Genomic DNA, 18,026 nt, shown 5'->3' with positions numbered 1-18,026 from the left:
CCCCACTGCTGCCTCCCGTAGGAGTCTGGGCCGTGTCTCAGTCCCAATGTGGCCGATCAACCTCTCAGTCCGGCTACTGATCGTCGCCTTGGTAAGCCGTTACCTTACCAACTAGCTAATCAGACGCGAGCTCATCTTTCAGCGATAAATCTTTGATAATCAAATCATGCGGTTCAATTATGTTATGCGGTATTAACGATCGTTTCCAATCGGTATCCCCCTCTGAAAGGCAGATTGCTCACGTGTTACTCACCCGTCCGCCACTAGATCAGAAAAGCAAGCTTCTCTTCTCTCGTTCGACTTGCATGTGTTAAGCGTGCCGCCAGCGTTCGTCCTGAGCCAGGATCAAACTCTTAATTAAAGTTGTATATCAAAAGCATTTCTGCTCTTGTTATCCTGTTTCAGTTCACTTCACTGAACGTACATTTCTTTTACGTCTTTATGTTAGACCTTTAATTCTTTTTCTCAAAAGAATCTCTCAAGGGTTTCGTACTATTCGTCTTTGTTCAATTTTCAAGATGCTGTTTCGTTACACTCTTTTGTGTCGTGCAACTTTTACATTATATCACACTTTTTATCTTTTGTCAACCCCTTTTCTGAAGTTTTTCAAAAAAGTTTTTTGGCTTCCGATTTTTTCGTGCTTTCTAATGCGCTGTCTTAAATCAGCTTATCTATTATATCATATTAGCTAAGCTTTGTCAAGACTTTTCTTTGTGAATTCTTTATGAATTCGTTTGAACTCTTTTGTGAAGTTCTTTTTGAGCTACTCCTCAGGTCTCTTCTGTTCTCCCGAACCTTTTACCTTCGTTTCGCTTCTTCCTCTATCGCTCTCTCTCGAGGCGACTTGTTTATTCTATCACTTTTATGCTATTTTGTCAAGCGTTTTGTACCGTTTCTATGTTTTTTATAGATATTTTCATTATTTTGCACAGAAACAGTACAAAACTTACACAATATTGACGATCAGAAGAACGTCGAATATATCTTTGACTCGCCTACACTATAAACTACCCCGTCATCGAACGCAAATACAACTGTTAAAGTAAAAGTACCCTTGCTGTCTGTAAAAGCTCCGTTCTGAGAATGTACAGTAAGCGTTCTGCATTCATTAGTATAATTAACACCGAATGTCTTATTCACTTCCTCTATAGTCGATCCAGTCTTTATTCCGCCTATAGAGAACTCAGGACAGTTATCCAAAAACAATCCCATGACATCACAATCGCTTGCTTTCGCTTCCTCATAAGTGTTATTGTCAATTGTCATGCTTCCTGAATATCCTGTTGCACCATTACTGAAAAAAGTTTCCATATCATCTTCCGCTATCACATAATTTTTCGGGTCAACGCTCTCAGAATAACCACTTAGACCTGCCGCCCAAAGACCCATATCCGCTACATCACTATACTTTGCAGGGAATGCAAATGCCCTGCCCTTTAATGTCATATCAAAAAGCCTTTCGTCCTGCACATATATCTCAGGGTATACAGGGTCTTTTTCATCGAACTCTATAGGGTCTTCCGTTTCATTTTTGGACGATGTGGTCTCCGATTTGCTGTCGTTTGCATTACTATCTGTATTTTCTGTATTACTATTGTCTGAAATAATTCCGCCATTGTTGTCACTTATGCGGTCATTGTCTGTTATGTGCGTATTTCCACCCGTATTGTTGTTTGTATTATGCGTATCGTCTGTCTTGCTGTTGTCGATCTTTGAATCATGTGTACTGTCGGCAATGCTGTCCTCTGTTTCGCCACCAGCTACTGTCTGATTTCCGTCAGAGCCGTTCCCATTTCTATTTATAAGGTCAGGCGACCAACTGTCATTGTACTGCACTGATGAACTGCCGCTTGTCTTTATGCTGTTTTTATCAGTTTTGCTGTCGGATAAAAACAGACCTGCTCCAACTGCCACGCACAGTGCCGCCGCACATACTCCGCCTATCCACATAGGTTTCCTGCTTACCGCCGCAGTATTTTTGAGCTTATTTTTCAACTCCTCGACCTGCTCTTCATCAGGCTCTATCTGCTCTTTCATGCCTCTGAAAAATTCCTTATTCATAGAAATATCCTCCTTTCAGCTTTTCTTTCAACATTTCTCTTGCCCTTGTAAGCTGCATTCTCACCGTTCCACTGCGTACTTTCATTATCTTTGCTATCTCATCAGTAGACACCTCTTCAAAATAGTAAAGATAGACCACCATTCTGTATTTTTCAGGCAGTTCTGTTACAGCGCAGAAAACATCATTTTCCTCACGGCTTCTGAAAAAGCTTATCTCTTCCTTTCTTTCTTCAAGGGGAACTGTACGCCTGCGCCAGCTTGACAATGTTATCTTTTTGCACTGATTGAGAGTAGTCCTGATAAGCCAGAACTTCTCCTCATCATTGTCCTTGACTGTTATCCCCTTTCGATAAGCTGCAAGAAACACTTCCTGAAAAACATCGTCTGCATCTGCTTTTGAGCCAAGACGTGCTATAGCGATTCCATAAACGGTACTTTTATATTTATCTATAAGCCTGTCTATCTCTGAAGGCGTATTTTTCAAATTGACGTCCATTTGATCACCCCTTTATAATAAATACTTTTTCTCTCCCGAAATGTCACAAAATATAAAAATTTTTTCAAAAGCCGCCTGAGCATATGCCCAGACGGCTCCACCTTCTTTAGAACAATCCCTGCTCCTCTGCAGCAGACGGCACATATTCCTCGTTCTCGATTATATAGTCCACCACTCTGCAATAGAAATCTGTAGGATTCATCTGAATTTTTGATTTTATATAATTTGCCTGCTCCTGATCAGGTGCGTAAAGAGTTATGTCCATAAGCACCATATCATCGTCACAGCAGCGGCAATGCACGTTATAACCACGCTTTGCAGGCTTTATATCAAAGCTTACGTCACGATCGTTTTTAAGCTTGACGAACAGTCTTAGACCTGCCGCATATATCTTATCTCTAAAACTTTTCGGCACAAGTTTTTTGAATTTCTCAGCGCCCTCAATGCCCTTTTCAGTGAGCCGATAGTAATTCGTGCCTTCTATTTCCGCAAGCTCCAGCGTGCCGTTTTCCAACATTCTGCTGACAGCCTCAGTGTACACAAAATAATTCACAACGCCTTCGCCCGTGGCTATCTCAGTAAGCTGATTAGGCGTACAAAGCTGATTTATCTGACCGAGAAAATAAGCCAGAAGTATTTGAACCTCATACACGTCGGAAATGTTCTTCATGTTCTCTGATATATGAGCCTCAGGATTTTGTACCAAGCTATCAATCCTCCTTTGGAAATTTCTCTAAAAATTTGGGTATTCAAGCATATGATTGAGCAAAGCTATATTAACAGCCGCCTCAACACATGGCACAGCTCTTGGAACAACACAAGGGTCATGTCTGCCCTTTACTTCGAGAGTTTCATTTTTCATAGCTGAATAGTCCACAGTTGCCTGCGGTCTTGCTATTGACGGAGTAGGCTTGAAAGCCACTCTAAGTGTGATAGGCATACCAGAAGCTATTCCGCCCAGTATTCCGCCGTGATTGTTTGTCTTTGTCACAACGTGACCCTTATCATTTACATAGAACTCGTCATTATTCTCTGAACCTGTCATTTCCGCCACCTTAAAGCCTGCACCAAACTCAAGACCCTTTACCGCAGGGATACCGAAAATAAGCTGAGCTATAGAGTTTTCAAGTCCGTCAAAGATAGGCGAACCGATACCGGCCGGAACATTGATAGCGATACATTCTATAATTCCGCCAACGCTGTCCTTATCCTTTCTTGCCTTGTCTATCTCCTTTATCATTTCGTTGCCCTGAACGTCGATAATAGTCGGGAACTCCTTTCCACGAACTTCCCTTATCATGTCCTTAGTTGTGTTGATAGGGTCAAAAGCCTTATCCTTTATGCCATGGACTTCTGCAATATGAGCGCCCACATAGATACCTCTTTTTTCAAGTATCTGACCTGCCACTGCTCCTGCAAAGCATAGGGGCGCAGTAAGCCTGCCTGAAAAATGTCCGCCGCCTCTTACATCATTGAAGCCTCTGTATCTCAATGCGCCTGTATAATCAGCGTGGCCTGGTCTTGCAAGCCTTGAAAGATTTGAATAATCCTGTGAATGCTGGTCTGTGTTGGCTATAAGCGCACAAAGAGGAGTACCCGTAGTCTTGCCGTTGAAATAGCCAGACATTATCTGCGGCATATCCTTTTCTTTTCTCTGTGTAGAGGTCTTGTTCTGTTTAGGCGCTCTTCTTGCCATAAATTGATATATCTTGTCAAGGTCGATGCTCTCCCCCGGCGGTACATTATCCATAACAACGCCTATTGCAGGGCCGTGGCTCTCACCGAAAACGGTAAAGCCTATATTGTTGTTCCATGTTGATGACATTTTACTTCCTCCTGTCAGCTTATAAAGCCTGTATAAATAACGGCAGATACCCGCCAGATCAGTACAAATTTTTGTACTAGCCCGCGTTAAGGCTCACGGCTTATCTCTCCTCCGATGCTCTCATATACCTCAAAGAAATCGGGATATGACTTGCTGACGCACTCCGCACCGTTTATCTTCAGTGGTGAAGTACATCTTGTGGCAGCCACCGCCATTGACATTGCGATCCTGTGGTCGTTGAAGCTGTCAACTTCTCCGCCATTCAGTGAGCCAACGCCCTCTATCTCCAATCCGTCCTCAAGCTCAGTTACCTTTCCGCCAATTGCGTTAAGGCACTGTGAGATAGCCGATAGCCTGTCGCACTCCTTTATCCTAAGACGTGCGGCATTTCGTATATAGCTTTTTCCCTCGCAGAAGCTTCCAAGTACCGTAAGAACAGGCACAAGGTCTGGTATATCCGAACAGTCGAGGTCAAAAGGCTGCAAACCGCCATTTTTATTATACACTATTTTCTCGCATATTTCAACAATTTTTTTATCTCCCTGAAAAGATTTTTCAGAAAGCCCTTCGATATCAATATCACTGCCCAAAGAATTTGCCACCTTGAAGAAAGCCGCCTGAGAATAATCCCCCTCAACTCTGCCGCTGAAAGGCATATAATGCTGACCGCCCTTTACAAAATATCCGTTCTCTGTTTCCTCAACCTGACAGCCATGCTCTCTCAAAGTGCCTAGAGTTATGTCAACATATGGCTTTGACTCCAAATGAGAAGTAAGTATTATCTCGCTGTCCTCCTCAAGAAGCGGCAGAGCAAACAGAAGCCCTGTGATAAACTGAGAAGATATTCCACCGTCAATATAGAACTTGCCCCCTGTGAGCTTCCCATTAGCGGAAAAAGGCATAGTGTTGTCATATTCAAAGCTTACGCCATGCTTTGGAAACTCTTCAAGATATGGTGTGATAGGTCTTTGCGGAAGCCTGCCCCTGCCGATAAACTGAGTATCCACCCCAAGCGCACAAGCAACAGGTATGAGAAATCTCAGCGTTGAGCCGCTCTCACAGCAATCCAAAACTGCGCTCTCAGGAATATCCTTTATGCCCTCTATCACAGCCTTATCGCCGTCAAAATCTATTTTCGCCCCAAGCGCCCTCATGCAATCCATAGTCGCAAGGATATCCACCGAGGGATAAAGATTTGTTATCTCAGAAACGCCATTTGACAGCGCCGCCGCTATCACCATTCTGTGCGCAACGCTTTTTGAGGGCGGAACTGTCACCTGTCCGCTGAGTTTTTTCGGAAATACAGTTATGTTCATCGCTATCCTCCGTTACATCTCTGTGATTATTTCAGCTATCTGCTCCTCGGATATCTCTTTGCCGTACTGATTTTCACCGAAGCACATCATCTCGCCTATTTCTTTTTGGAAAACAAATCTCAGCTTTCCGTCACGGACCTTTTTATCTGTATAAAGCTTTTTCACAAGAGCCTTTCTGTCAATATAGTCAGGTATTTTTGTAGGCAGCTTTGCCCTTTCAAGAAGCTTTTCCACACGCTGTTCATTTTCATGGGATATAAAGCCAAGCTTCTCGCCCAATCTTGACTGTGCCACCATACCGATAGCTACAGCTTCTCCATGATATAGTCTATAATCAGACACAGTTTCGATAGCTCTGCCGACAGTGTGACCGAGATTAAGCACCTCTCTCAGACCCGACTCTCTCTCGTCTTTCATTACCACTTTGTACTTGACTTCGCAGTTTTTCTTTGCGATATACTCGCAGGCTTCACCGTCACATTCAAGCACCTTTTCCACGTTCTTTTCAAGATACTCAAACAGCTCCTTATCACCAAGACAGCCGTGCTTTATAGTCTCCGCAAGACCGCTTGAAAGCTGTTTTTCAGGCAGAGTTTTCCATGTGTCTATGTCGAGATAAACTTTCTTGGGCTGATTGAACAGACCTATAAGATTTGTAGCAAGTGGCGTATCAACGGCAGTTTTTCCGCCAACTGATGCGTCAGCCGCCGCAAGGAGCGTTGTGGCATAATTCACAAAAGGCACTCCTCTGCCGAATGTTCCTGCAACAAAGCCTGCAAGGTCTGTGACAACTCCGCCGCCAACGGCTACCACACAGCAGTCACGGCGAAAGCCTTTTTCAAGCATAGAGTCCTCAACAAACTCTTTCATCTGCCTGGTTTTGGACTTTTCTCCCTCAGGTATCACAAAAAGCTCAGCCTTTAAGCCTGCGGCATTGAGCCTGTCATAAATATCTCTGCCATAGAGATTCACAACGATAGAATCAGTCACAACGGCAAATTTCTTTATCTTCCCCACAAGACCGCCTTTAAGGTCGCTTACCAGCGTATCCTGCAATTTTCTGCCTATTTCTATATCATAAGAATCGTCCACGACCCTTTTAAGCTCGCAGTTGAATTTCATTAATATCAAAACCTTTCAGTACAATCTTTTACACAGCTATCATAAAAGCCTAATTGCCGTCTGAGCATTTCTCGGCGTCTATCGCAAGTGCAATGAGCAATCCTGCCAAAGCATTGCTATCGTCATAAACGTCTATGACATAGGTATCAGTAAGGTGCAAAAGCTCCTTTGACACATACATTATCTGTTCAGCACCGCTATAAACGGAATAGTCCCAGCCGAAAATATCACCATCCACTCTCCAGCCGCAGAAGTCTATGTCGAACTTAGGCTTGAAAAAGGTGAACTCTTTCTTTATACAGCCCATATACTCTCCGCCTATGTATATCTCAAAGGTAGGGAAAATTTTCAGCACCTTTTCTTTCAGCACGCCGACCTTGTTTCCCATGTTGTCGTATATCTCCAGCAAGTGACCCCATGCGAGTCTGCCTTTTACGCTGAAAACTGCGTTACCGTATTCGTCGCACACATCATAGCTGTCAAACCATGAAAAAAGCCTTTGTTTAAGCACAAGTTTCATCGTTCTTCCTCCTTTGTACTTTATCCATTTACAGTCCTAAAACATTATACCACATAACTGAATATTTGTAAAGAAAAAGAGGTGCGAAAACACCTCTTTTTCAATGTCTTGTTTATTCGTTTACATCAAGAGGCTTGCCCATGAACTCGGAAAGTGCCTTAACTTTCTTCATTGTTTCAGCGAACTGTGCAGGAGTAAGTGACTGCGCACCATCGCTCCATGCGTTCTTAGGGTCATTGTGTACCTCTATCTCAAGTGCGTCACAGCCTGCTGTTACAGCGCAAAGTGCCATTGGCTCAACAAGTGAAGCGATACCTGTAGCGTGGCTAGGGTCGACAGTGATAGGAAGGTGTGTTTTCTGCTGGAGCAGAGGAACGGCTGAAAGATCGAGAGTATTTCTTGTGGCAGGTTCGAATGTGCGGATACCTCTTTCGCAAAGGATAACGTTCTGATTGCCCTCAGACATTATGTACTCAGCGGACATGAGAAGCTCCTGAAGTGTTGATGAAAGTCCTCTCTTGAGAAGAACAGGCTTGTCGCTTCTGCCGAGAGCCTTGAGAAGTGTGAAATTCTGCATATTTCTTGCTCCCACCTGAACAACGTCAACGTCAGCAAAGCAGTCAAGATCAGAAAGATCCATGATCTCAGTAACGATAGGCAGACCTGTTATCTTTCTAGCCTGAATAAGAAGGTCGATGCCCTCTTTGCCAAGACCCTGGAATGAATATGGTGAAGTTCTTGGCTTGAATGCGCCACCTCTGAGCATTGTTGCACCTGCTTCCTTTACAGCGATAGCAGTTGTGATTATCTGCTCCTCAGTTTCAACAGAGCAAGGGCCTGCGATGACCTGAAGCTTTCCACCGCCTATCTTTCTGCCTGCAACGTCGATAACAGTATTATCAGGGTGGAACTTTCTGTTAGCATTCTTGTAAGGCTCCTGAACACGCTGTACATTTTCAACACATTCCTTAGCCTGAACTGCTTCTATATCGATCTGAGTTGTGTCGCCAATAAGACCGATAACATTTGAATGAACGCCCTCTACCAGATTCGTCGATACGTGGAACTGGTCGAGCCAGTTCAAAAGCTCTTCTACCTGTTTTTCCTGTGAATTGTTTTTCAATACGATGATCATGTTACTTTCCTCCGAAAATCAAATTTGTATAGGCAATAAAAACAGCCGTGACATTCTTTTACAAGAAAGCCACGGCTTATAATAAACGCATATATAAAAACAGAAACTTCTCTATACGCCTATTCTGATCTCGTCGCTTTCTTCACACGCCAAAAAAACTCGAAGCCATAAAAGTAGCTCAAGCTCATAAAGAAGTATGTAAAGACTGCAGACATGATAACAGTAGACATATTCTGTTTTTTCCTTTCGATTTATTTGTTATTGCTAACCACGTTCATTATACTCTCACAGGCAGGGCTTGTCAATAGTCCTGCCGAGAGTTTACATTTTTTTAACGTTTGAAAAACACTTTATTCTTCATTTTTTACCTTATAGCTTTCCACAAGATGATAGACCTTGATATCCACAAGAGCGTCAAGAACGATACCCTCAGCGGTATAATCCTCGCTGAATATCCTGCCCTCCTGCCTTATGGTGTTCACAAGACCCGCCTTGTCAAAAGGCAAAAGAAGCCTGCATCTTACGCTGTTTTCGGGTAATGCCTTTTGTATAGCCGCAAGCAGGCTGTCAATGCCTGTGCCGTTTTTGGCGGATATCTTCACCGCTTCACCTGATGTGTCAAGCTCGTTTATATAAGGCACTTTGTCGCACTTGTTGAACACTGTCACCACAGGTATTCCCTCACAGCCAAGCTCTTTGAGCAGCTCAAGGGTAACTTTTGCCTGCTCCTCGCAGTCTTCAGCCGAGGCGTCGCACACATGGATTATAACGTCCGCACTTGCCGCCTCTTCAAGAGTGGATTTGAAAGCTTCCACAAGCTGATGCGGCAGACGTCTGATAAGTCCTACCGTGTCAATAAGCGTCACCGACCTGCCGTCAGGAAGCTCTATAGCCCTTGATGTTGTTTCCAAAGTCGCAAAAAGCTTGTTCTCTGCAAGCACGCCCGCTTCTGTAAGATAATTAAGCAGTGTGGATTTGCCCACGTTTGTATAGCCCACTATCGCCGCTGTAAGAACACCGTCTTTCTTGCGACGATTTCTCATAAGCCCACGACGCTTCTCTATCTCCTTAAGCTCGTCTGAAAGTGCCGCAATACGTGTTCTGATGTGTCGCTTGTCAGTTTCAAGCTTCGACTCACCAGGACCTCTTGTGCCGATACCACCGCCAAGACGTGACATATTAGTTCCCATGCCTGCAAGCCTTGGAAGTCTGTATTTGTTCTGTGCTATCTCTACCTGCAATCTGCCCTCACGAGTAGTCGCACGCTGAGCAAAGATATCCAATATGAGCATAGTTCTGTCGATAGTGAAAACACCGCACACGTCCTCGATATTTCTTATCTGTGTGGCTGTAAGTTCGCAGTCGAAAACTATCCTGTCAATATTTTCATTTCTGCATATCTCAGCCATTTCTTCAAGCCTGCCTGAGCCTATGCAGGTACCGCTGTCAAAGGACGGCCTTTTCTGTGTTACTCTCGCTATCACCTCACCGCCTGCTGTTTCTGTCAGCTCTTCAAGCTCGTCAAGGGAAAGCTCCACATCATACGAACCTGTGTCCACTGCCGCAAGCAGCACACGGTCTTTCTTTATTGTGTTGTCAAACATTTCTGCCATATTAATCACTCCTAATGTCTGTTATCAAGCCGCTCTTCGGCTTTTTCAGGCATAAAAAAACACACCCTCAGGCGTGTAACCAAAACGTTATACGGAAGAGTCGGAGCGGCTCGTGCCAATGCACCTGCCTGATATTCGGTTTAATAGTTTCTCACCCATATTCTTGTAATTCTCATGTCATCCGACGCTCCTTTCGTAAAATATGTTTTATTATATCACAGCCATGATATTTTGTCAAGCATAAAAACAAAAAGCAGGCTGCCTTTTTCAGACAGCCTGCAAATGTTATTCATAATCGCTTTTAAGTATGCTCCTCTTATGCTTTTTCTCCTCATAAAGCAGGATATCAGCATGGCTGAGAAGCTCTCCTATCTCAAGCGTGGCACTGCATACGAACGGATAAACGCCTACGCTCGTATGGATTATATATGGCTTATCGGCGGCATATTTAATATTGTATTCTCTTGTGACCGCTTCTATATGATTTCTCATTGACGGGATATCTATTGCGTTATCAAGAAAAGCGCATACAACGAACTCATCGCCACCTATACGACCCACTATCTCGCTGTTGCCAAAAGAGTGTTTAAGTATCTTTGCCGCAGATAGTATAGCAAAGTCGCCCTCCTCGTGACCAAATTTATCATTTATGGTTTTCAGACAGTCAAGGTCGGCAAAGACCATGATAGCCTTTTCACCCTCGTTTTTGTCATTGCTGAGTCTTTTACGAAGCTCCTCAAAAAATCCCCTTCGATTGTAGCATCCCGTCAAAGCGTCCTGCCTTGAAAGATCTCGAAGAAGCTCATTGTTCTCCTTGATCTCGATAAGGCTCTTTTTAAGCTGCTTCTGGGTAACAGCCTGCTGCTTCATCAAGGTTATTATTTTAAGTGCCGCACAAAGTTGAACTGTCACCGACTGCAAATAATTAAAATACTCATGCTTTATCTCACACATCAGTATTCCGTAATGCTCCTCGTTAGAGAACAATGGTGATACCACTAATGTATAACGTCTGTCTGTTGGCAGATACTTATTCGACAACAGCTCTGTATACTTTACAGCCTGCTCTTCATGCGGGAGCTGGATAGCGTCAGAACCATTGTGATAGGCTTTGAGATACATATATTCCGGCGGTTGCCACTTATCTGTACCAAAGTGAATAATGGCAGGCTCGAAGCTGAACAGAAAGCTTGATTCCATATGAAGCCTCGTAAGCTTATCCACAACGGTCTCATATGCTCTGTCATCATAAGCTTCAAATACAAGCATATCCCTTGTGATAGAATTTGCCTGCCATGCAAGAAACTCATTATCCTCAAGTTTTTCCTTACAATAATTCGCATTGCGTTCTGCCAGTATCTTGTATATCTGAATAAAAGTCTGATTTAACTTCAAATGCTTCTCCACGTTATCAAAACGAGAGATAAGCTTTTGCTGAATATACTCAACAGAAGCATAAAGCTCATCAACGTTCACAAACCTAAAAAATTCTTCACTGGCAAGAGTTGAGACCATTTCTAATACTTTGTCTTTTTTGATCTCATTATCAAGATTTTCCTCACGGGCATAATCATCAAGAGCATATATTATCTTGACGTAAACTTCTCGCATTTTCGCAGTTGTTTCACTTGCACTGTATTTATTGAACAAAAACTGGCTCATTCTTCTTGCAAACGCTTCCGGATCATCTGATATGCGACCAAAAGATATGGTCTTTAATTTTGAGTTGCCCTGACAGCCGCAGGAATTTCTTCTTACCATTTCTGAAGAGATCTTATCGTTGTTTATAGCCTTATTTATAACATAGTTCACAGCCTCCTGAACGGCATGATAGCCAAGCTCAGAAGGGTCAGCCTTGACAGTCGTCAAATGCGGATTAAGCTCCTCAGCCACTGGATCGTCATCAAAGCCTGTCACAAGGATATCCTTACCAGGACGTATTCCACGCTCTTCCATAGCCTTATAGCCTGCGATTGCCATCTGGTCGTTTGCAAAAACTATAGCTTCAAGTTCTGGATTATCGTCAATTAGCTTTCCGACTTCGTCAACACAGAATTTTGAAAAATTACCATATGCAACACGCTTTTCGTCATAGATGATACCATTTTCCTCAAGAGTCTCCTTGTAAACGTCAAGTCTTTCAAGGGCATCATCACTTGTTTTAGGTCCGCTTACCATACCTATCTTTTTACAGCCATGCACCTTTATAAGATGTTCTATAGCCTCCTTCATTCCCGTTCTGTTGTCGAGCATGATACAAGGATAACCATCAATATGTGCCGTTATAGTTATAACAGGCGTTCCAGCAAATTTTTTCAAAAACTGAACCTTATGCTCGTTGTCAAGATATGTTCCAAGTGTGCCGATAAGCACAAGCAGAACGTCGAACTTATTTGCCGCCGCCATATCGAACAAAGTATTATACTGATACTCATACACCGTTCTCAGCTTATCGGCATAGACCCCATCTATATATCTGCCTGGAAAAATAACGAGGTCGGCGTCGCACTGCTCTGCGCCTATCATTGCGCCCTCTGCAACCGCATCGTCAAAATCATCTTCAAGGTGGCTCACCAAAAGTCCTATTTTTATACGTCTGCGTTTAGCAGTATCATTCATCATCTCATGATCCTCCGTACAAATCAGCCGTGCTGCTTCAGACGATCTAAAGCAGCGTCACACAAGGCACGCCTATGGGCTTTGCCTTATTTGTTTATCTTGATATCTTTCTTACAGTCGACTACTGAAAGCGTACCATTCGGACTTCCAAGCCACCAGCCATCGCCTGTAAGGAACATTACGTCAAACTGACAGCTTTGTGCTGTCACGTCACCTTTACCTGTTTTATCTCCAACACCTGAAACAGAACCACCCTCGCAATAAAGCTTAAAGACAGTATTTTTAAGCTCACAATCCAGCTCGCCGTCCCTTGTTCCCACACAGTTGAGAGTTCTTCCCTTCATGGAAATGTTGAGTCTGCCATCAAGAATACATATCCTTCCGGTTCCGTTACTCATAACTCCCACTGCAGTCAGGTTATTTCCAGAAAGCTCACAACTCATGTTATAATCTGAAATGCTTATATCAGCACTGCCCTTTACAGCACCAACGCCCACTGACATTCCTGCCGCAAGCTTTAGCCTGCAGCCACAGTTTGATATAGTCACATCTGCGTCGCCGTCGATGCTTCCAATACCAACGCACCTATCACCACTGCAATTTACAGCTATATCACCGCCTGCAATGACAATACCATCTTTGCAGCCTCCTCCGCCTATTCCAACGCACTTGTCGCCATTTGCAGTTATATCAAGAATACCTGTCATTGCGACAGTTATCCTTCCGCAAGGCTGCCTGCTGTCAGTGCCTATTGCATAGCAATCCTTCGACTCTGATCTGACATAAAGCTCACCTGAGCCTACGAGCTCTAACGATGATCCCTCTGGGACATAAATGCCCCTGCCGTCTATATGATCTTCACCGCTGCACACTATCCTTACTCTCGAGCCAGTGCCAAGCTTTATGTTCGGTAGTTCCCCATATGTAGTGAGCCATGCGTTTTTCAAGTGAATGACGCAATCAACACCACTACCAACTGTCACAGACAGAGGCACTGCATGATCGTCCTCAGCCTTTCCTGAAAGAGTAAATGTACCTGTGCCGAGAAAAATGTCAGAATATCTTTTTTTATACATCTCAGCAAGGTCGATAACGTCATTATCCTCAGCGTGGAAGACCTTTTTATCTTTATCTCCAGCCTCGATACTGTAAGCCACTATCTCCTCACGGATATTTTCCGAGATATCGTGGATAAGCACAGGCTTCGGCTTAGAAACATAATAACCCTGAATAAGATCGACGCCGAAATATATCATGGTTTTAAGTTCTTCGCTTGTTTCAACACCCTCTGCAAGTGCGGTATATCCGCTTGAATGGAAATATTCCACCATTTTTGAAACTATCTTCTGAGCCTTAGGATTCTGGTCAATGCCAGAAATGAGAGAACGGTCTATCTTTACCACCTCAGGATCATATCGCAGAAGATTCGATGTATTTGAATAGCCTGTGCCGTAATCGTCAATAGCAAGGCTCATATTGTTCTTTTCAAGACGCACCCTTATTCTATCGAGGTCGTCCTCGCTGATCTCTGTCTGCTCTGTCATTTCGATAACGACCTTTTCAAGAAGTTCGCCATAATCATTGACGATCGCATAAAAATCCTTATCGTCAAGAGCATGAGATGATATTGAATTTATATACAGCCTGCGGTTTTCAAAATCGAGCTGATGCTTGCTGAGATATTTAAGAGTATTTTTCAGTGTAGCTTTCTCTATATCGTAAAGTCTGCCAAAATTTTTAGCACAGTTGAGTATCTGAAGCGGATTGAGTGCTATATTTCCCTTTGTTCTCATAAGCGCTTCATAAGCGACTATCTCGCCTGTTGAAGAACTAACGATAGGCTGAAAATGATATGTAAACAGATTTTTATCAAGAAGTTCTGAAAAAGCCCTGATACTCTCGATATCACTCTTCTGCTTTGCATATTTTTCAGGATCAAAGCAACAAATACTGCCTGCACCCTTTGCCTTAGCTTCATAGAGTGCAAAGCCTGCTGCGTGCATGAGTCTTGCTGGCACTTCAAAGCCGCTGCTTATGCCAGCCGTCACAGACAGCGAATGATTTGAAGACGATCTCACTCCAAATTCATCTGGCAGGCAACACTCCTTCACCGCTTTACGGATATTGTCAGCAAATTCCTCAGGCTTACCTCCAAAGCGTGGAACATATATCCAAAACTGACCGTCTGAATTGAATGCCGTCACAGTATTTTCAGGCAAAACCGCAACAGCCGCCTTAAGTGCCTCCCCTATGCAGTAGTCTGAATCCAACAGCTTCCCTGCTCCATCAAATCTTACAAGAGCAAGCAATGATGAGCGTGTCATTCCATCAAGAAGTCTTACAAGCTCTGATTGTGGTATAATGTCGAGCCCTTCAAAAACACTTTTTGACATATATTCTTTCGACAGATACACTATTCCGGCGGTAATGCCACTTGGAGTGTCAAGAAGTTCTATACACAACGGCAGACCAAGATCTCGTCCTCCGCCGTTCAATGCAACTATATCTCTGAACTTGTCATAATCTGTGTTCTCTCTAAGTCCCATAAGAGCACGACAGTTTTCATCGGCATAAAACTCTCCGCTTTTCTCGTCCATAACAAACCCGCCGATATTGTGCCATATTGAACAAACCTTTCCCCAGACAGCGCCAAAATAGCTTTGCCACAATTTATTTTCCATATCCATGATCTTCACCATGCCTGAATATTCGACTGTGTTCAGACAATCCTTCCTTTGGAGATTTGTTAATTTTTTATATTTTTATAACTAATTATTTATCAAGCCTATTATAACATAATCACGATAAAATTACAATAGCGACTAAGGAAAAGATGTTACAAAATCGTGCATGGAATTTTGTATATCTGTTTGACTTAGCTGGTTTTTGGTAGTATAATATAAGCATACACACAATGGAAAGTTAGGATAAAATGACAGATTTTCGCAATAAGTATTCAGTGCTTCAGGACTTTTTCGGACACTCTCAGTTCAGAAACGGTCAGGAGCAGATAATAGACAGCATACTTGCAGGGCGTGACTGCCTTGGAGTTATGCCAACAGGCGCAGGCAAATCTATGTGCTATCAAATACCTGCTCTTATGTTTGACGGGATAACTATAGTTGTTTCGCCACTCATATCCCTTATGAAAGATCAGGTGAACTCGCTGATACAATCGGGAGTGAGGGCAGCGTATCTGAACTCGTCACTGACGGCGGCACAGTATGAAATGGCTATATCAAACGCCGCCCGTGGTATGTACAAGATAATATATGTTGCACCTGAAAGGCTGATGACAGGATCGTTTCTGTCACTGGCTTCGTCGGTGAAGATATCCATGCTGGCGGTGGACGAAGCCCACTGCGTTTCTCAGTGGGGACAGGATTTCAGACCTTCCTATATGAAGATACCCGAGTTTCTTGGCAAACTTCCCTACCGTCCTATCGTCAGCGCATTCACCGCCACTGCCACCGCAGAAGTAAAAGCGGACATTATCAAAATGCTTGAACTCCGTGACCCTTTCACCATAACCACAGGCTTTGACAGAAAAAATCTCTACTTTGGCGTTTCTCACCCTCATGACAAATACAGTGAAACAGTGAGGATAGTTGAGAAATACAAGGACAACTGCGGAATAATCTACTGCTCTACAAGAAAAAATGTTGAGAGCGTGTGTGAAAAGCTCTGTGCCGACGGCTACAACGCTTCACGCTATCATGCAGGACTTTCTGATGAGGAAAGGCGTAAAAATCAGGACGATTTTATCTTTGACCGTGTCCAGGTCATGGTGGCGACCAATGCTTTCGGCATGGGAATAGACAAATCAAACGTGAGCTATGTAATACATTATAATATGCCTAAGAATATTGAAAGCTATTATCAGGAGGCAGGCAGAGCGGGACGTGACGGCAACGAAGCAAAGTGCATTTTGCTCTACAGCGGTCAGGACGTTGCGACCAACAAGTTTCTTATAAACAATTCACATGACAATCCCGACCTTGACGATGACACTCTTGAAATGATACGCAAACGTGATCTTATGCGTCTGAAAAAGATGACCGATTACTGCAATACAAACGGCTGTCTGAGAGAGTTTATCCTTGGATATTTCGGCGAGAAGCAGGACAAGCCTTGTCAGAACTGCTCAGGCTGTTTGGGTGATTTCGGAGAAACAGAAGAAGTTGACGTGTCTGTGGATTGCCAAAAGGTGCTTTCCTGCATTTATAGACTTCACCAGCGAAACCTTTCTTTTGGAGCAGGTGTCATAGCACAGATACTTAAAGGCTCAGACTCCGAAAAGGTAAAGCGTTTTGACCTTTCCACTCTTTCAACCTACGGCATAATGAAAGACTCCACGCAGGTATATATCCGCAGGCTCATAGCTTTTCTTGAAGCTGATGATTACATCACACAGACTTCACACGGGGATTTTTCTGTGCTTACTCTTACAAGAAAGTCTGCAGAGATATTAATGGACAAAAAGACTATTACAATACGCCTTCCAAAGAAAAAGCCAAAGAGCGAAACGGTCACAAAAATCGGCAGGGACGAAGTTACGACATTTGACAAGGAGCTTTTTGGACGGCTCAGAGCTGTGCGGAGCAAGCTTGCGACACAGGCGAGTCTGCCTGCATATATCATTCTTACAGACGCTTCACTGCGTGATATGTGTATAAAGCTGCCTAAGACGCAGACGGAACTTTTGAATATCTCAGGGGTGGGAAAGTCAAAGCAGGAACGTTATGGAAGATACTTTGTAGCCGAGATACAGAAATATCTCAAGGAAAATCCTGACGCCGCTTCGGGTTATAAATATATCCCAGCGGGCTATCTGCAAAAACAGATGGCGGAAGGCGGTCAAAGCACAAAGGAATATATAATCGCCCACGCAGGTGAGCTTTCAGGCAAAGAACAGGATATGACCCTTTCAGAAGTATGCGACAGCATTTTCTATCAGCTCGGCACAGACGGCGATATAAGAAGCATAAAACTTGCCATAAAAGAATGGCTCATAGGTGAAAATTATCTTGCAAAAGACGGAGCAAACGGAAGGGGCTTTCTTGAAACTACAATACTTTCCCCTGAAGCAGGAATAATAGAACGTGAAAAAATATCACAGCTTGGAAACAGCTACAAGACGATACTTTTCCCAAAGCAGGCGCAGGAATTTATTTTTGAGAACATAGAGGAGATACTCAGCAAAGATGCACAAAACTCATAATAAAATGCGATTTTGCGGCTGTTTTCATTCATGCAGAAAAAAAGGCGCTGTAAAAAAACGCGCAATAAAAAAAGACTGCAACCACCCTTAAAAGGGTA

At 43.4% G+C, this 18,026-nt stretch carries 12 protein-coding genes and 1 rRNA gene; 1 reads left to right on the top strand and 12 read right to left on the bottom strand.

Annotated elements, in window-relative coordinates; translation table 11 throughout:
* The 12 genes from WS40_RS08635 to WS40_RS08580 all read right to left on the bottom strand — a co-directional run.
* A 16S ribosomal RNA gene (locus WS40_RS08635) occupies window positions 1–361 on the bottom strand; the annotation flags it as partial.
* Between the two features lie 602 nt (window positions 362–963).
* Complete coding sequence (locus tag WS40_RS08630; protein ID WP_046441700.1) at window positions 964–2,061, bottom strand: hypothetical protein; 1,098 nt, start codon at window positions 2,059–2,061, stop codon at window positions 964–966.
* Window positions 2,054–2,557, bottom strand: a complete 504-nt coding sequence (locus tag WS40_RS08625) for an RNA polymerase sigma factor (RefSeq protein ID WP_046441699.1) — start codon at window positions 2,555–2,557, stop codon at window positions 2,054–2,056. Before WS40_RS08625 ends, WS40_RS08630 begins: the two co-directional genes overlap by 8 nt.
* A 106-nt stretch (window positions 2,558–2,663) precedes the next feature.
* Entirely contained in the window at window positions 2,664–3,263 is a 600-nt protein-coding gene (locus WS40_RS08620) for a DUF4364 family protein (RefSeq protein ID WP_022288567.1), read from the bottom strand.
* A 27-nt stretch (window positions 3,264–3,290) separates the two neighbouring features.
* Window positions 3,291–4,382: a chorismate synthase gene (aroC, locus tag WS40_RS08615; protein ID WP_046441698.1), complete on the bottom strand. Its 1,092-nt coding sequence runs from the start codon at window positions 4,380–4,382 to the stop codon at window positions 3,291–3,293.
* Window positions 4,383–4,468: 86 nt separating this feature from the next.
* Window positions 4,469–5,698 carry a 3-phosphoshikimate 1-carboxyvinyltransferase gene (gene aroA / locus WS40_RS08610; RefSeq protein WP_046441697.1) on the bottom strand — a complete coding sequence of 410 codons (1,230 nt, stop codon included), beginning with the start codon at window positions 5,696–5,698 and terminating at the stop codon, window positions 4,469–4,471.
* A 12-nt stretch (window positions 5,699–5,710) separates the two neighbouring features.
* On the bottom strand, window positions 5,711–6,820 hold the full coding sequence (aroB, locus tag WS40_RS08605) for a 3-dehydroquinate synthase (protein ID WP_046441696.1): 1,110 nt from the start codon (window positions 6,818–6,820) through the stop codon (window positions 5,711–5,713).
* Window positions 6,821–6,869: 49 nt separating this feature from the next.
* Entirely contained in the window at window positions 6,870–7,340 is a 471-nt protein-coding gene (locus tag WS40_RS08600) for an LURP-one-related/scramblase family protein (protein ID WP_046441695.1), read from the bottom strand.
* A 112-nt stretch (window positions 7,341–7,452) separates the two neighbouring features.
* Complete coding sequence (gene aroF, locus WS40_RS08595) at window positions 7,453–8,475, bottom strand: 3-deoxy-7-phosphoheptulonate synthase (RefSeq protein WP_022288572.1); 1,023 nt, start codon at window positions 8,473–8,475, stop codon at window positions 7,453–7,455.
* 350 nt (window positions 8,476–8,825) lie between these two features.
* On the bottom strand, window positions 8,826–10,079 hold the full coding sequence (hflX, locus tag WS40_RS08590) for a GTPase HflX (protein WP_325208500.1): 1,254 nt from the start codon (window positions 10,077–10,079) through the stop codon (window positions 8,826–8,828).
* A gap of 294 nt (window positions 10,080–10,373) precedes the next feature.
* On the bottom strand, window positions 10,374–12,710 hold the full coding sequence (locus WS40_RS08585; protein WP_046441694.1) for a diguanylate cyclase: 2,337 nt from the start codon (window positions 12,708–12,710) through the stop codon (window positions 10,374–10,376).
* Between the two features lie 83 nt (window positions 12,711–12,793).
* The gene (locus WS40_RS08580; protein ID WP_325208499.1) at window positions 12,794–15,304 is read right to left on the bottom strand and encodes an EAL domain-containing protein; all 2,511 of its coding nucleotides are present in this window, start codon (window positions 15,302–15,304) and stop codon (window positions 12,794–12,796) included.
* A gap of 335 nt (window positions 15,305–15,639) precedes the next feature.
* Here WS40_RS08580 and recQ point away from each other — a divergent pair, with 335 nt between their 5' ends.
* The gene (gene recQ, locus WS40_RS08575; protein WP_046441692.1) at window positions 15,640–17,928 is read left to right on the top strand and encodes a DNA helicase RecQ; all 2,289 of its coding nucleotides are present in this window, start codon (window positions 15,640–15,642) and stop codon (window positions 17,926–17,928) included.
* Window positions 17,929–18,026: the final 98 nt, after the last annotated feature.

The organism is Ruminococcus sp. N15.MGS-57 (assembly GCF_000980385.1).
GTDB classification, from domain to species: domain Bacteria; phylum Bacillota; class Clostridia; order Oscillospirales; family Ruminococcaceae; genus Hominimerdicola; species Hominimerdicola aceti.
Note: the sequence above shows the minus strand (reverse complement) of the source record. Positions and strands in the feature narration are given on the sequence as shown.